Source organism: Suilimivivens aceti (genome assembly GCF_025567405.1).
Classification (GTDB): Bacteria; Bacillota; Clostridia; order Lachnospirales; family Lachnospiraceae; genus Suilimivivens; species Suilimivivens aceti.
Genome location: NZ_JAOQKJ010000001.1, coordinates 227,625 through 244,093, shown reverse-complemented (window position 1 = coordinate 244,093; position 16,469 = coordinate 227,625). Strand labels below are relative to the sequence as shown.

General features: G+C 43.3%; 13 protein-coding genes. 11 read left to right on the top strand and 2 right to left on the bottom strand.

Annotation, left to right across the window (positions count from 1 at the left end; genetic code table 11):
- Positions 1-4: 4 nt before the first annotated feature.
- Together OCV77_RS01045 and OCV77_RS01040 are read right to left on the bottom strand one after the other, a co-directional pair.
- Positions 5-1,639 (bottom strand): CotH kinase family protein, encoded by a 1,635-nt coding sequence (locus OCV77_RS01045; RefSeq protein WP_262572513.1) that lies wholly within the window; start codon positions 1,637-1,639, stop codon positions 5-7.
- Positions 1,640-1,647: 8 nt separating this feature from the next.
- Entirely contained in the window at positions 1,648-3,552 is a 1,905-nt protein-coding gene (locus OCV77_RS01040; protein WP_262572511.1) for a hypothetical protein, read from the bottom strand.
- A gap of 274 nt (positions 3,553-3,826) precedes the next feature.
- Here OCV77_RS01040 and OCV77_RS01035 point away from each other — a divergent pair, with 274 nt between their 5' ends.
- The 11 genes from OCV77_RS01035 to OCV77_RS00985 are packed head-to-tail and all read left to right on the top strand — an operon-like array spanning position 3,827 to position 16,463.
- Positions 3,827-5,590: an ABC transporter ATP-binding protein gene (locus OCV77_RS01035; RefSeq protein WP_262572510.1), complete on the top strand. Its 1,764-nt coding sequence runs from the start codon at positions 3,827-3,829 to the stop codon at positions 5,588-5,590.
- A 14-nt stretch (positions 5,591-5,604) separates the two neighbouring features.
- Positions 5,605-6,654, top strand: coding sequence for an O-fucosyltransferase family protein (locus OCV77_RS01030; protein WP_262572509.1), 1,050 nt, complete (start codon positions 5,605-5,607; stop codon positions 6,652-6,654).
- Positions 6,632-7,402 (top strand): DUF5672 family protein, encoded by a 771-nt coding sequence (locus OCV77_RS01025; protein WP_262572506.1) that lies wholly within the window; start codon positions 6,632-6,634, stop codon positions 7,400-7,402. Before OCV77_RS01030 ends, OCV77_RS01025 begins: the two co-directional genes overlap by 23 nt.
- An 18-nt stretch (positions 7,403-7,420) precedes the next feature.
- Positions 7,421-8,362, top strand: coding sequence for a glycosyltransferase family 17 protein (locus OCV77_RS01020; protein WP_262572504.1), 942 nt, complete (start codon positions 7,421-7,423; stop codon positions 8,360-8,362).
- Entirely contained in the window at positions 8,363-9,403 is a 1,041-nt protein-coding gene (locus OCV77_RS01015) for a glycosyltransferase family 4 protein (RefSeq protein ID WP_262572502.1), read from the top strand. It abuts the gene before it with no gap.
- On the top strand, positions 9,390-10,421 hold the full coding sequence (locus OCV77_RS01010) for a glycosyltransferase family 2 protein (protein WP_262572500.1): 1,032 nt from the start codon (positions 9,390-9,392) through the stop codon (positions 10,419-10,421). Before OCV77_RS01015 ends, OCV77_RS01010 begins: the two co-directional genes overlap by 14 nt.
- 21 nt (positions 10,422-10,442) lie before the next feature.
- Positions 10,443-11,453: a glycosyltransferase family 2 protein gene (locus OCV77_RS01005; RefSeq protein ID WP_262572498.1), complete on the top strand. Its 1,011-nt coding sequence runs from the start codon at positions 10,443-10,445 to the stop codon at positions 11,451-11,453.
- Positions 11,454-11,457: 4 nt separating this feature from the next.
- Positions 11,458-12,702: a polysaccharide pyruvyl transferase family protein gene (locus OCV77_RS01000; RefSeq protein WP_262572495.1), complete on the top strand. Its 1,245-nt coding sequence runs from the start codon at positions 11,458-11,460 to the stop codon at positions 12,700-12,702.
- Positions 12,669-14,198: a lipopolysaccharide biosynthesis protein gene (locus OCV77_RS00995; protein ID WP_262572493.1), complete on the top strand. Its 1,530-nt coding sequence runs from the start codon at positions 12,669-12,671 to the stop codon at positions 14,196-14,198. The genes OCV77_RS01000 and OCV77_RS00995 overlap by 34 nt, the downstream gene beginning before the upstream one ends.
- 6 nt (positions 14,199-14,204) lie before the next feature.
- Positions 14,205-15,266, top strand: a complete 1,062-nt coding sequence (locus OCV77_RS00990) for a glycoside hydrolase family 88 protein (RefSeq protein ID WP_262572490.1) — start codon at positions 14,205-14,207, stop codon at positions 15,264-15,266.
- 27 nt (positions 15,267-15,293) lie between these two features.
- Complete coding sequence (locus OCV77_RS00985) at positions 15,294-16,463, top strand: hypothetical protein (protein WP_262572488.1); 1,170 nt, start codon at positions 15,294-15,296, stop codon at positions 16,461-16,463.
- Positions 16,464-16,469 lie beyond the last annotated feature (6 nt).

The window sequence follows — 16,469 nt, the reverse complement described above, 5'->3', positions numbered from 1 at the left end:
TTCGTTAGTATTGGTTACCGGACTCTTGGTTGTGGCTGCTTTTATATAAATCACTATAATAACTGTCAAGAAAAGCAATTCGGCCATAAATGTATTCATAAAGCTGGGATTCCTGCCAGTGATCACAGGTTGGTGGCCATTTCTGAAGATTTCTTGCATAAGCACCAGAGCCATGCAGGTAGGCGAGCTCCTGATCCAGCATTTGGATTATGCTTTCAGGAGTGATGATTTCCTGACGGAGTTCCTGCCAGCGTGTCAGAAGCTGCTCAGATATTTCGGGTGGGGTTACCTGATAAAGAGAGATCATATCTTCGCTGAAGCCACCGGACGAGGTGATATTTTCTTCCTTATATCTGTTAAAACCACAGTTATAATCATCTACCCAGGAATTGCCCCAGGTCATATTCAGATCCCAGGGAATCTTTATGAACTGATAACTTCCGTTTGATTGATATTCAGCTTTAAAATATACATTTTTCATAATATTATCCATACCATAGATCAGTTGGTTGAATAAATTATAGTCAATGGCGTTTTCCATATTGAGAAGAGATTTCGCTTTTTCATAATCAGGTGTCTGCTCTGTGTTAAACATAGAGATCCAGGTACGCATAGGATTCCAGTCAGAGTCATCAAAGTCCTTTGGATATTCAATTGTCACGATTGGTGATTCTGGTTCCTGACCGCAGGGGTAGAAATCAGCTTCTGATGCAAATTCCTGGGAACGGTATTTGTACAAAATATCATGGGAGCTCAGAGAAGCTGATTTCTTATCAATTCGTTCAGAAAGACCATATACGCCACGATATTCCTGATCTACAAATAATTCTACATATTCCATGGAAATGCCCTCATCATTTGCAACACTATTTGACGATGCAATTTCCTGCCATACCTGATAGGACAATTTATTATGGATCAGACCTTCATCATCGTAAAGGGCATTCAGAATCCAGTCATCATCTTTTCTCATGCCAAGAAAGGATTTCTTGTGATCCAGGTTGAGCTTATAGCCTGCTTTTTCATAGTTCATAGTTGTGGCACCTCTTTTGTGCCAGTTACAATCTGTAATTTGAAAACTGGTGCTGGTATGGTACGGATCAGATAGCCAGACATTGCCTTCCCATTTGAGGATATCATCAATATCTTCGTCATCATCTTTTTCAGACTCTTCACAGTATATAGTAGCATTGGTTGAAAGGCACATTACAGGCATACCAGTGAAATATACATTATACATCCATACCTGTGTATCACGAATCCAGAAAAGACGAAAAACACGATTCTGACTGATGGATTCTGATTTATTAGAGAATCCTTCTTCATCCTCCAGAAAATACAGCTTCCCGTCGGAAACAGATAATTTTCCGTCATACTGGTCTTCTGAAAGATTCTGAGGAATTAGAAGCATATTTTGTTCTGAATCATATGCTATAGAATCATCATTAAATGTTATTTCTGGCTGCATGAAAGCATCTTTTTTTCCAGCAGAAAGCTGCTCTATCTGTTCGTAGGACAATATATCAGTAGAGAGTATTTGATTATGTAAGCTGCCATGGTTGGAATCTACATAGAGATAAATGCCAAGCAGCAATAGAGAAAGAATAATAAATATAGTTGTTTTATATAGCTTTTTCATGAAGTACCTCATTCATCAAGCTTTACGAAAAATCCAAATTCGGCGCCATTATACTCAAACTGTTCATGCAGCTCATAATTATCTACTAAGCCGGGATAGTTTTCCTGCAGATACCAAAGACTGTATAAGGAACAGAAAATCCATTGAGATCCCTTTATTCTGTCGTAGTTTCTTTCCATAGTATCTAACGGCATGTTGAGATAAGACCATTCGGTGGTATGAAGGTGTGTGTCACGGTCTATCATGGACATAATTTCCGGAACACCCTCACCGAAGGAAACTGCATCCGGAGGTACCTGGTCATAGAGGTAATCTGCAAATTCCTGCAGCTCTGCCCGTTTCCATATGGTTTCGGAAGAGGTTTTCCATGCTTTTGGCATGGAATAGATACAGTCAAAAGCCATGGCAAACAGGATAAACGTGGTGATGATACGGAGCATCAGGAATAGAATACCGTCTTTTTGCTGAAAAGCGGATTCACCGGAGGTTTTTCGTATAAGGTACATATCCTGAGATTTTTGTAAAATCAATGCCTGTAAGATCAAAAGGAAGAAAAGAACAATGAACATGCTTCCTTCGGCTGCACGGTTTGTATAGTAAAGCATAAGACCAAGACCCATAGTTCCAAAGAAAAAGAAGAAAGAAAGCTTTTCTTTTTTTTCGGGATTATGCCATAACAATGCAAATAGAGCAATGCAGACAAAAATGAGAAAAAGAATGGCAGATGCTGTCCATGGGTGGGCTGCATTCGGAAGCGGCAGTTCAATCTGATCAATGTAGCCTCTGTCTGAAATAAGAGGAAACATAAATTCACTGAAGTCTAATATACTTCCGCCAGCTAACAAATTGTAAGCATTGACAATAAGGTAGGATAAAGCAAAAGGCAGTATAGTATACAGCAGTAAATAAGGGAAAAACTTCAGTACCTTTTTAACAGAAAATGGAGTGGTGTCAATAACAGCCTGATACCAGCGAAGCAGACTGAATGCAAGCATAATAACAAGACCTACTTCCGTAGACCATACAAATGAAAGTGTAATAAAAAGAACAGCTAAAACCGGATACTGACGTTGCTTTTTCTGTTCATAAACAGCAAGGGCTGTGAGCAGAATAGGGAAAATCATGCGATGAGGATGTACCTGCATATAGACACCTCCCTGCATAAGCATGAAATAGTATTCGCCAATACCAAACAATGCCAGATAGAAAATAACATCATTTTTAATGAAATAATTCAGGACATAAGCAAACAGCAGAACAGATATACCTGCCAGTATAGCACAGAGAATAAAAATTCCGGTAAGATAATCAATGGTAAAAAACTTATGCATCAGCTTCAGAAAAGGCATGTACAAAATGGCGTAGTGCCCGTAAAGAGATTCCAGATCTTCGCTGTATGGAGTCAGCCAGCATACATTAATAATGCTGCTTGTATAGGCATGACTATGGTAAGTACCTCCCTGAATATCCTGAAAAATATTGGGTGCGTAAAACTGAATGGAAGTACCGATTGCAAGCAGAACAGTAATTACGAGACGGATATACTTTCTGATTTTGGAAACAGAGTTACAATTGCCAGCTTTTGTGCGGAACAGAAACAGACAAATACAGGTACCAAGTATCATAAGACCGATCCAGACAGGAAGCGGAAAAGATCTGCGTATTAACTGATCTATCTCTAGAGGATGCTCAGCATTTGGCTCATTAATATAGAACAGAATCATCCAGATAATAATGGCAAGTGGAGGAAGAAAACACAGAATATTCTGGAATAAGGAATTCTTCCGGGAATGATCATGATTAACAAGGAAAAAGTAGGATGCTAAAGCTGTAACAACAAAAATAACACATGCCAGTATATAAAAAGGCATATTAGAAAGAGGAATGATATTGCGTAATACAGCAAAAATCATAAAACAGAGACTTCCTATAAAAAGACTTTTACCTTTATTGGATGACATTTCAAATTCCTTTCAAATGATTTCAATATAAATAACTGAACCTATACTATCATATTTATCAGGCAGATGCCACTTTGGATTTTATTTTCTGCCTGAGAGAAATTTCAATTTTGGTCAAATTGACCAAAATTAGTGCCTGTGGTATATTATACTTGGTGTGGTGTATTATACATTTAGTATACATACAGAAGAAATATAGAACACATCCTGCAAAGGAATCCGAAGCATGAAAAAAATAACATTACTTGGCAAAGTAAGAGCAATCTTTGACAGAAAACAGAAATGGCAGTTAGTTGGCCTTGGTATCATGATCTTTATCGGTGGCCTCCTGGAGACACTGGGAGTCAGTGCCATGATCCCGGTGGTACAGGCTTTGCTGGCACCGGACGAGCTGATGGGGTACATTGACAGGATCCCAGTAGTAAAGAATCTCTGTGATGCTTTATCCATTACGACTGTGAAGCAGGTCACCATGGCATTACTTTATGGCATGATGGCCATTTATGTGATCAAGAACCTGTATATTCTTCTGCTGACCTATATGCAGAATACCTTTATCACAAAGAACCGGAACCGGATGATCAGCCGTGTTATGGCAGAGTTTTTAAACCGCCCTTATGAAAAGTATCTGGGAGCAGATATTCCTACCGTATTCCGGATCACAGACAGTGATATCCCACAGACCTTCTCCCTGATCCTTGCCATGCTGCAGCTGGCAAGTGAAGCCGTGGTTACCTGTCTCATTTTTATGGTGCTTCTGCTGAATGATCCCGGGATGACTTTGTTTATCATTGCGGTATTTGGTCTTCTGACCCTGTTTATTGTGAAGGTGTTTAAACCAAGGCTGAACCGGATCGGTGCCAGGAATCAGGCGATCCAGTCAAGGATCGCCAAGTGGAGGATCCAGGCAACCTACGGACTGAAGGATGTCAAGGTGCTGAACCGGGAAGAATTTTATGTGAGAAACTACTATGAAACTGGTAAGGTCGGCGCAGAGGTGGCCAGAAACTATGCCGTGCTGAACAATATGCCAAGATTGCTGATCGAAACCGTGTTTATTGTAAGCGTACTGGGATTTCTGGTAGTTTATATTAATGGCGGCGGGGATATCACAGCCATGGTAACGACGATCTCTGCATTTGCGATCGCAGCAGTACGAGTACTGCCCAGTGTGAACCGTATCAATACGTATATCACAGAAATCGCCTATACCCAGCCCAGCCTTGATTTCGTGTATGACAATCTGCAGGAGGGCATGAAAACAGATGCCATGCTGGCAGAGAGAAAGGCTTATTCTCAGGTGGAAAAGCTGAAGCTGGATCATCAGATCGAACTGGATCATATCAGCTTCCATTATCCTGATTCTGACAAAAATATTTTCGAGGATGCCCATATGATTGTTCCCAAGGGAAAATCAGTGGGAATTATCGGAACCTCAGGAGCCGGTAAGTCAACGATCGTGGATATACTGCTTGGACTTTTACATGCACAGACCGGTATGATCACCTGTGACGGGGTGGATATCTTTAAGAATTATGAGTCCTGGCTGGCACAGATCGGCTATATTCCACAGTCTATCTATCTGATCGACGAATCGATCAGGGATAACATTGCTTTTGGTATTGATGCAGACAAGATTGACGAGAAGCGGATCTGGGAAGTGCTGGAGGAGGCACAGCTGAAAGAATTCGTAGAGGAGCTGCCGGAGGGGCTGGATACGACAATCGGTGACCGGGGAGTCAGGCTTTCCGGAGGACAGAGACAGAGGATCGGTATTGCAAGGGCTCTGTACAATGATCCGGAGATCCTTGTATTTGACGAGGCGACCTCTGCACTTGACAATGATACAGAGGCAGCAGTCATGGAGGCGGTCAACAGCTTCCATGGACGTAAGACCATGATCATTATTGCACATCGGCTAAATACCATTGAGAAGTGCGATATGATCTACAAGGTAGAGAATATGAAGCTGGTGAAGACTACGCTGTAAAGGAACGGGACAGAATGGTAGGAACAGAATTTATCAATGGACAGGGCCTGGGGAACCAGTTGTTCTGTTATGTGACTGCAAGAGTAGTGGCAGAAGAAAACGGCTATGAATTTGGAACAGCAGGGCAGGAACGCTTTGCTGTCAATATCCACAGCGACCGTGGCATGTATTTCATGGACATGGATCTTGGAAAAAGGATCACGGAAGAAGAAAAGAGCCGTTTTCAGATCTACAATGATAAAGAAGAAAGACTTTATATCGGAAATTCCAGACATGATATGGAGCATGGCTGCTATATTGCTGGGGCAGATCAGAATTTAAAGAATATCAGTGACAATACTCTGATTTATGGGAATATGCAGGATGAGTCCTATTTCATTGACCATCTGGATCAGGTGAAGCAGTGGCTGCATGTAAAGCCGGAGTATGATTCCTATGAATACAGCCGGGACAATCTGTGCATCATCAATATGCGGGGCGGCGAGTATACGGGAAGCCCGGAATTGTTTATTGATAAGAAATACTGGATCCATGGCATGAAGGAAATGAAAAAGCTCCGGCCGGATATGGAGTTCATGATCATCACGGATGATGTGGAATCAGCCCGGAAAATGCTGCCGGGGATCGAAGCGCATCACTTTGATATCGGTAAGGATTATGTGACGCTGAAAAATGCACACTATCTGCTTTTATCCAATTCCTCCTTTGCCTGCCTGCCGGCGCACACCAGTGAAACACTGAAGTTTGCCATTGCCCCTAAGTACTGGGCGAGACATAACGTGTCAGATGGCTATTGGGCATCCGAACAGAATATTTACAGTCTGTTCCATTATATGGACAGAAAAGGTAATATGTTTACAGCAGAGGAATGCCGAAAAGAGCTGGAAGAATATAAGAAGCATTCACCGAAGTACAGAAGGATCAATCAGAAGCCGGGCAATACAAGAAGATTTTGCCAGAATATCAGACGTAAGGCACTGTATGGATGGTTTTATCTGAAAAAGATAGAACGGGCAGTGATCAGGAGAATGAAGAGACAAAATGGAACAGCAGACGCACAATAAATTAAAGCTTCCCAATGTCACACTGGCTGCCATGACCAGTGTGAAGCTTTATGAAACGATCAGGGCACTTACTTACAGCATGCAGGGAATCGAATTCGGGGAAGTTGTACTGATCACCCACAGAAAGCCTTTTTCTCTGCCAAAGGGAATTACCTACAAGCATACTTCCAAGCTGACGGATATTGACTGTTTTAATTATAAGATGGTTTACGAGCTTGGAGATTATATTAATACAGATTATGTGCTTCTGGTTCATTATGACGGGTTTGTGGTACATCCGGAGATGTGGAGGGAGGAATTTCTTCAGTATGATTATATTGGATCTCCATGGCCCATCCCAAAGCCGGGAACACAGCATTGTTATCATGATATTTACGGAAATCTGTGCCGGGTAGGAAACAGCGTATCACTTCGCAGCAAACGGCTCCTTGAGTTTCCAAGGAAAGCGGATCTTACCTGGGAAAAGGATGAGGACGGATTTTATAACGAAGATATCTTCCTCTGCTGTATGAACAAGCACAGGATCGAAGCGGCGGGCATGAAGATCGCACCGGTCGAGGTAGCGAAATATTTTGGACATGAGCATCCGGTTCCGGAAGTGGCAGATGTGGAGAAGCCTTTTGTTTTTCATAAATGGTGGGGAAGAAATGAGCAGTACCCCAGGTTTGAGAATCCATGGACGAAACAGTGGAAAGCATTTAAAGATGTAGTGAGACCCCTGCTGTTCTGGAGAAGGATCAGAAGATAGGAAGAAAGAGGAAATAGAATGGTATACGATTGTATCCCGTTTTTTAATGAAATTGATATATTGAAGATGCGGCTTCACATCATGGATCCGATCGTAGACCGGTTTGTCATCGAAGAGGCTACGGTGACCTTTTCCGGTGAGCCAAAGGAGCTGTGCTTTGAGAAGAATAAGGAGCTGTTTAAAGAATTTTTACCCAAGATCACCTATATTGTAGTAGATAATTCACCGGTTAATACGACTACCCACTTAAGGGACAAGTTTCAGAAAAACGCACTGGTAAAGGGACTTGCAGATGCGGCAGATGAGGATGTGATCATTTTAAGTGATGTGGATGAAATTCCCAATCCCAAAACACTGCAGAAGGTTATTGATACCTTTGATCCTGACAAGGTATATCATTTTGCCCAGAGGATGTTTTACTGTTTCCTGAATATGGAAGAGGTGTCAGGAAAACTCCTGTCCATTACCGGGGAATTTCCGGGAGTAAAGAGAAAGCTCTGGCTGGGAACCAAGGTATTCTCTAAAAGGAGCATACCGGAGGATGGGATCATCCAGCTCAGGGAAGCAAGCGTGACAGCACCCAATGCGGTAAGAGTGGCTGATGGCGGCTGGCATTTTGGATATATGGGCAGCAGTGGTGAAAAGGATGTGGCCAGGAGAATTGGCACAAAGGTCGTAGCAGCAGCCCACCAGGAATATAACGATTCTGTGCTGCTGGCAGAAGCAGCAGACAGACTTCTCCTTGGAGAAGATATGTTTGGGCGGGAAGCCAGATTTGAAAGAGTGGAAATAGATGACAGCTACCCTGCGTATCTGCTGCAGCACCGGGCAGAATATGAGTATCTGATCATGCCGCCAGTTAGCAGGGCGAAGATATTCTTTACCAGAGTGACACTGAAGGGGAAAAGGCTGGTAAGAAGAGGAATCAGGAAGCTGAAGAGGATTGCAGCAGGAAAATAAATGGGAAAATATAAAGTATTAATGGTAGGGCCTGATCGAAGTGTTCACGGAGGAATTTCCGGAGTGGTAAATAATTATTATGCCGCAGGTCTTGATCAGAAAATAGAACTGAAATATATTGGAACCATGATCGAAGGCTCAAAAGTAAGAAAACTCTGGAGAGCCATGAAAGCATACATGCAGTTTTTGGTGCAGCTTTCCGGGTATGATATTGTCCATGTGAATATGGCATCAGATGCAAGCTATGTGAGAAAAAGTTTTTTTATCAAGGCAGCGAAAAGAGCCCGGAAAAAGATAGTGATTCACCAGCATGGCGGGGATTTTGAGGGATATTATGGACAGCTTTCCCAAAAGGGGAAGAAAAGAGTAAAAGAGATCCTTTCCATGGGAGACATTATGCTGGTACTGGCTCCGGCATGGAAGAAATTTTTTGGCACATTGATTGATGAAAATAAAATCATTGTTTTTCCTGACTGCATAGAAATGCCGCCAGTATATCAGAAGCAGTATGGTCAGCACAAGCTGCTTTTTCTTGGCAGGATCTGTAAGGAAAAGGGTGTCTTGGAATTACTGGCTGCCGCGGAAAAACTGCAGCAGAAATACCCTGGGGCAAAGCTTTATCTGGGTGGTATTTTTGAGGATGAAAAACTGAAGGAACAGATAGAAAAAAACAGCGATTTTATAAAGTATCTGGGATGGATCAGTGGAAAAGAGAAACAGAAATATCTGCAGGAAAGTGATATTTTTGTCCTGCCCTCTTATTTTGAGGGTCAGTCAATTGCAATTCTGGAAGCAATGGCAAATTATTGTGCAATAGCAGCGTCAGATACCGGTGGAATTCCACAGATGATACAGCAGGAAGAAACAGGACTTTTGTTTGAACCAAGGGATGAAAAAAGCCTGTATGCAGCGCTTGACAGACTCCTTGCGGATAAGCATTTATGCAAAAAGCTTGGAAACAGCGCAAGAGAAAAAGCAGAAAAAGAATTTTCCATAGAAAAAAATATGGAGGAACTGTTGAAGATATATGGAAGCATATAAGATCAGCATGATCATACCAGTATACAATGCAGAACAATATCTGAAGAAATGTGTAGATTCTGTAAGAGCACAGACCTATGGAAATCTGGAGATCATGCTTGTAGATGATGGCTCGACAGACAGCAGTGGAGAGCTTTGCGATGCTTATGCGGAGAAAGATGAAAGAATCCGGGTAGTTCATAAGGAAAATGGCGGTCTGGTTTCGGCATGGAAAGCAGGTGTGAAAGAATGTAGTGGAGAGTATGTCAGCTTCCTGGACAGTGATGACTGGATCGATCCGGAGATGCTTTCTGAAATGAGCGTTTATCTGACCGGAAATGACCGGGAGATGGTGATCAGTGATTACATCATTGAAAGGGACGGTGGGAGTCAGGAGTATGTATGGCAGAAGCTGGCACCAGGTGAATATGGCAGGAAAGAGATAGAGGAAAAGATATTTCCCTGCCTGCTTGGACAGGAAGAACGGTATATTACGATTTCACGCTGTATGAAGCTGATTTCAAAAAGACTGATCTCAGAAAATGGAAATTATACTGATCCGGCAATCATTGTTGGGGAAGATACAACAATCATGCTGCCGGTGCTGCTTGACTGTCAGAGAATTGTAGCTATGGATCATAAGGCTTATTACCATTATCTTTATGTAAAAGAATCCATGGTGCATAAATATAATGAAAAGCTGACAGAAAATATCCGAAAGCTGATACAGACAACGGATCGGATACTGAAAGATAAATTTACCGGGGATAAGCTGGAAGAACAGAAAAAACATCTGGATCAGGAGTCAATACTTTGGTATTTCCTGGTACTCAAGAACGAAGCCAGAGGCAACCCATCCGGTTACCGCAGGAATATCTTTAAGCTCTGCAGGTCAGAAGAGATCAGGGATCTGCTGAAACGGACAGAAATTACGGTAAACCAGCCGGCGAACAAATTGCTCTATCTGGTAATGAAGCATCCTGGTGAAGTGACGGTAAGACTGCTCCGCCTTGCGATGATCTGGTATTACCGTTCCTGAGATGAGAAAGGAGGCCGGAACATGCTGGTAGAACCAAAAGACAATTTACTGCTGATCAGTGTGATCGTTCCGGTCTATAACGGCGAAAGCTATCTGAGAAGCTGCATCGAGAGTATCGAAAACCAGACGTATCAGAAGCTGGAAATCATCATCATCAATGACGGATCCACGGATAGTACTGGCAAAGTATGCGTGGAATTGAAAGAAAACTATGAAAATATCCGCATTATAACCACGGAGGATGAAGGTGTTTCTGCAGCACGGAATGCCGGTCTTGATCTGGCAAAGGGGGAACTGATCACCTTTGTGGATGCTGATGACAGACTGCGTCCGAGGACTTTGGAAGTCCTTGCCGATGTACTCCGGAAGACAGGCAGTGATATGGCAGGCTGCAGCTTCCATGCCTGGTCAACAGAAGAGGAATGGGAAGCATTTCTGACAGAACGGTTCCGGATCGGAGAGCCGGTTACCTATACAGGAGCACAGTATCTGAGAGAGGAGCTGCTGCAGGGGAACAGCAGATGCTGGAGTAAGCTGTACCGCAGGTCACTGATCGGAAAGCTCCGTTTTCAGAGAGGCCTTTCGATCGGGGAGGACATGCTTTTCCTGACAGAGCTTCTTGGATATGCGAGAAAGGTATCGGAGATTGATTATCCTGGATATGGATATTATCAGAATGCCAAGGGGGCTATGAACAGACCCTTTACACCATCTTATATGGATCAGATCACCTGCTGGGAGCTGGCAAGAGACAGGATCCTTGCCATAGACAGCACTCTGGAAGCGAAGGTGACCTCCATCCTGATCATGGGTATTATGCTGACAGCAGGAAAGCTTGCCATGCTGCCTGCAGCGGACAGAAGGAAGAATGCACAGTATATTCAGATATGCAGAGACAAATTAAAGCAGGAGCTGCAGGTTTCAGGTGCATATGAACTGCTTTCCGGTGGATACCGATTGAAAGCGAAGCTGTTTGCAGCAGCGCCGGGGCTATACCTGTATGGTTATCATTTCAGAAAATATAAGGACTGAATTCATGAAAGAAAAAAGACTGGTTATGTATATGCATGCAGGAAGCGGCAATCATGGCTGCGAGGCCATTGTGAACAGCACCTGCCATATGATCAAGGAAAAACCTGTACTTCTCAGCTATTACGGCGGAGAGGATAAAAAATATTCACTGAGGGAGCTGTGTGATATCCGGGGAGAGAAGAGCTTTGCAGATCATAAGCTGGCACATATCTGTTATTATCTGTATCGGAAGCTGACAGGAGATGAGGAGAGCTTTATCCGTTACCGCTATGGAAAGACCTTCCGGGAGGATATTCCCCTTGCCATATCGATTGGCGGGGACAATTACTGCTATGATAACATGCGGAAGGATCTGCGCCTTGCCAATCAGGCCTTTGTAAGGAAAGGGACAAGAACAGTATTGCTTGGCTGTTCCATAGAACCGGAGCTCATTAAGAAACCGGAAATCGTAGCGGATCTGATGAAGTATCACACGATCATTGCCAGGGAGAGCATTACCTTTGAGGCATTGCAGCGTATGGTGGCGCAGCAGCAGGCAGGGCTGAAGGGATTGCGGAGCTGTGACCGGGCAAGATATAATGTACCTAAGGTATACTGCTTCCCGGATCCCGCCTTTACCCTTCAAAAGAAGGAGCTGCCCCTGCCATCAGGCTTCCAGGAGGGGAATACAGTCGGAATCAATATCAGTCCCATGATCCAGGATAATGAAGAATCAGCAGGGATTACCATGAAAAACTACCGGGCGCTCATCCGGTATATCGTAGAAAATACCGGCCTTCAGATCGCCCTGATCCCACATGTTGTCTGGGACAGAAATGATGACAGAAGACCGATCCATGAGCTGTATGAACAGTTCAAAGGTACAGGAAGAGTACTGGAGCTTCCGGATGGAACCTGTGAGGAGCTGAAAGGCTATATCGCCAGATGCCGGATGTTTATCGGAGCCAGAACTCACGCTACCATTGCGGCATACTCCAGTCTGGTTCCGACACTGGTGGTTGGCTATTCTGTGAAAGCCAGAGGAATAGCCAGAGATCTGTTTGGAACAGAAAAAAATTATGTGCTCCCGGTACAGCTTCTTCGGAAGGAAGAAGATCTGACGGAGGCCTTCAGGTGGCTTGCGGCGAAGGAAGAAGCTATCCGCAGCCAGCTTGCAGCCAAAATGCCTGCATATAAAGAAGCAGCTATGCAGACAGGGAAAGAAGTAGATCATTTATGGGAAGAGTGCAGTCAGCAACAAAGAATATAGTATTTGGACAGATCGGTAATCTGGTGACGCAGCTTCTCGGCTTTGTCTTGCGGAGCGTGTTTATCGCACACCTCGGGGATACCCTTGTTGGTGTCAATTCCCTTTACACCAGTATTCTGTCCGTGCTTTCCATGGCAGAGCTTGGGATCGGCACAGCGCTGAATTACAGTCTGTATAAGCCGGTGGCCAATAAGGACTACGAGAAGATCAAGTCCTATATGCTGCTTTATAAGAAATCCTACCGGATCATAGGTCTGGTCGTAGCGGGAATCGGACTTGCCATTTCACCATTTCTGCCCTATCTGGTGAAACAGCCTGATGGTGTGACAGTCAGGGATCTGACACTGTATTATTTTATTTTTCTGTTTAACACGGTCAGCACCTATTTTGTCGCTTATAAATACAGTCTGGTCAATGCCGAGCAGAAGAATTATATCCAGACCAATATCATCACGATCACCAAGATGATCACAGTCAGCCTGCAGATCATAGTGATCCTGGCAACAGGCAACTTCTATGCTTATCTTCTGACGGCGGCAGCAGTGGAGCTGTTGCAGAAAATATATGTGAGTCACTATCTGAACCGTCTGTATCCCTATCTGAAGGATAAAAGGGTGGAGAAGCTGACAAAGGAAGAAACTGGCGAGGTAGTCACGAAGACTAAGGCACTGGTGCTTCATAAGGTAGGAGATGTAGCGAGGCTCCAGACCGACAGCATGATCATTTCCAGCTTTATCAATGTTACCGTCAATGGCTTCGTGGACAACTACAATATGATCATGAATTCTGCAGCCAATGTGGTGAATATTGTCTTTAATTCTGTGCTGTCAAGCTTTGGCAATCTGATCGCCACAGAGTCAAAGGACAGACAGTATGAGCTCTTTAAGGTATACCGGTTTGCAGCGAGCTGGATCTACGGCTTTGCAGCTGTTGGATTTGCCATTCTTCTGACACCATTTATCACACTCTGGGTGGGTGCAGAGAGAACACTGGCGTTTTCAGTCATTGGCTGTATTCTGATCGATTTTTATTTTAAAGGAGAAAGGATCGTGCTGTCGAACTTCAAGACGGCAGCAGGTGTTTTTGAACAGGATAAATATCTGGCACTGATCCAGGGCGTAGTGAATCTGGTCATTTCCATTGTACTGGTCGTAAGGATCGGCCTCGTCGGGGTATATATCGGAACGATCGTGTCAGGACTGATCGCCAATGTGACCAAGCCGATCATCATTTACCATGTGATACTGGACCGGAAGGCCGGAGAATATTTCAGGGATTCGGTGAAGTATTGCTTATTGTTGGTGCTCCAATATGGGATTTTTTATGGCATTTCAGGGATTATAATGAAGGAAATTACGATACTGACATTTCTTGTGATGTTTGTGATCATCTGTTTGGTGTTTAATGGTATTTTCCTGATGGTATTCAGGAAAGCGGGAGAATTTCAGTATCTGGTTACGATTGTAAAGGGAAAGTTCAGAAAAAGGAAGGAGTGATCCGCAATGCTGGATATGGTAAAAGAGGCAGAAAGGGAATTGATCGACTATCCGGGATATACTGGTACCTATTATATGAAACGGGCTTTGAAGCAGATCTGCGGGAGGAAGGTTCCACCGGCAGACAGATTTAACTGGCCGAACGGGCTTCTAGCCAAGGCACTTGCAGATTATTATCAGGATCATAAGAATTCCGAGGAAGCCAGAGTGATCCTGGACGTCTTGAAGAAATATTATGACAGATGGATTGCCGGAAAGTGTAAAATGTATTATCTGGACGATGCTGTCAGCGGCATGGCACTGATCGATCTTCATCAGATCACAGGCGAAGAAAAGTATAAAGAGGCAGCAGACAGGATAGCAGAGTATCTTTTTCACCATGAAACAGATGACGGCGGAAATCTGCCCTACAGACCGGAACAGAAAAATGGATACATTTTTGCTGATGGTATTGGAATGGTCTGTCCGTTTCTCTGCAAATACGGGGCAGTCTATGATGATATGAATGCTGTCAACCTGGCAGTTACCCAGATGATGAACTTTATCCAGATGGGAATGGATGAGAAGACAGGCCTTCCCTATCACGGATTTGAATATGAGAGCGGTGTGAAATATGGTATCATAGGCTGGGGGCGGGCTGTAGGCTGGCTGATGATCGGTATGGCTGACAGCCTTGCTTATATGGAAACCGACAGACCAAGCTATGAGCCGATTAAACAGGCATACCGCCGTCTTGTTGACAAGGTAGAGGCCTATCAGCTGGAGGGAGGACTTTACAGCTGGCAGCTTGGAGCCAAGGAGGGACCGGTAGATACTTCGGCTACGGCTATGATCCTGTATGCCATTGCAAGATCCCTGCAGACCAATGTCCTTATCGGTATACATAAATCCCGTATGGTCCGGGGAAGAGAAGCTCTCTGGAACTCAGTAAAGGAGGGCAGGATCTATGGATGCCTTGCAGAATGTCAGGGTTTTTCCATGTATCCGCAGGTGTATGGAGCCTATCCGTGGTCGCTGGCACCGGCATTATCTCTGTTCACCATAACAGAAGAAAATAAAGATAAATGATTTATAGGAAGGTATAAACCAGGAAGAATGAAAAAAACAGGAGAAATACTATTTTATATAGCACTTAGTATAGAACTGGCAATTTTGATTATTGATAAAAGTTCATTCGTCAATCCTATAGAAGGACGCCTGTTTCAAATAACCTTTCTGTTTTTTTTAAGTAAGGTTTTCTTGACAAGGTATACAGGCAGGGAAAAACTGACTATAGTAGCCTTTGCAATATTGGGAGTTATATCATATACATTTACAGGAAGAAATGAAATTATTCGAATCGTTATCTTCATAGCAGCCTGTAAAAATCTGAACATGAAGGACGTATTGAAATACGTATTCTGGGTAACGCTATGTGGATGTGCATGTCTGATTATACTGTCATTAACAGGTGTTTTGGGAACGATAAAGATGACTGATATTTTCAGGGCAGATGTGATAGAAACCAGATATTGTTTCGGACTTGGGCATCCGAATGCACTTCACTGTATGTTTTTCATGTTGACGTTATTGTGGCTTTATTTGTGGGGAGAAGATATAAAAATCTGGAAGAGCTTAATAATAATTGCTATGAATTGTGGATTATTTCTTCTGACAAAATCTAAAACAGGAGCTGCAATGACAATATTTGCAGTAGTGATAACATTAATTGGAAGATATAAAAAAATTAAAGAGAAAAGTTTGATATATGGACTGACAGTGATGGAACTGGCTGGCTGCGTTGGACTTGCCTGGGTAGCCGCAGCCTGCAGTAGAATACTTCCTTATCATGATAATCTTCGAATGCTGGATCGACTGCTTTCAGATAGAATTATTAACTTATATTATGGTTCTGCCACTCATGAGGGAATCCTGACAACCTGGAGATGGTTTGGTGTACCTGAAAATAAGTATTATTTTGATATGGGATGGGTCCGCTTGTTTTACTGGTATGGAATAATACCAGCTTTTCTTTATATCTGTGTGCTGGTTGTATTAATAAGACAGCTGAAGATTCAAAAAGATTATATGGGTGTGGTCATGCTGGCATGTATTTTTTTATACATGCTGGTGGAGGCTCATACGGTCTCGGTATATATAGCGCGTGATTATACGTTGTTTTTATTAGGAAAATACTGGTGTGATATGTTACCAGGCAATAACCGGGCGGAAAGTTTTTGGTGGGAATTTCCATGGCTGGTGAACAGAGAGAAAACCAGTAATTGAAGGGGA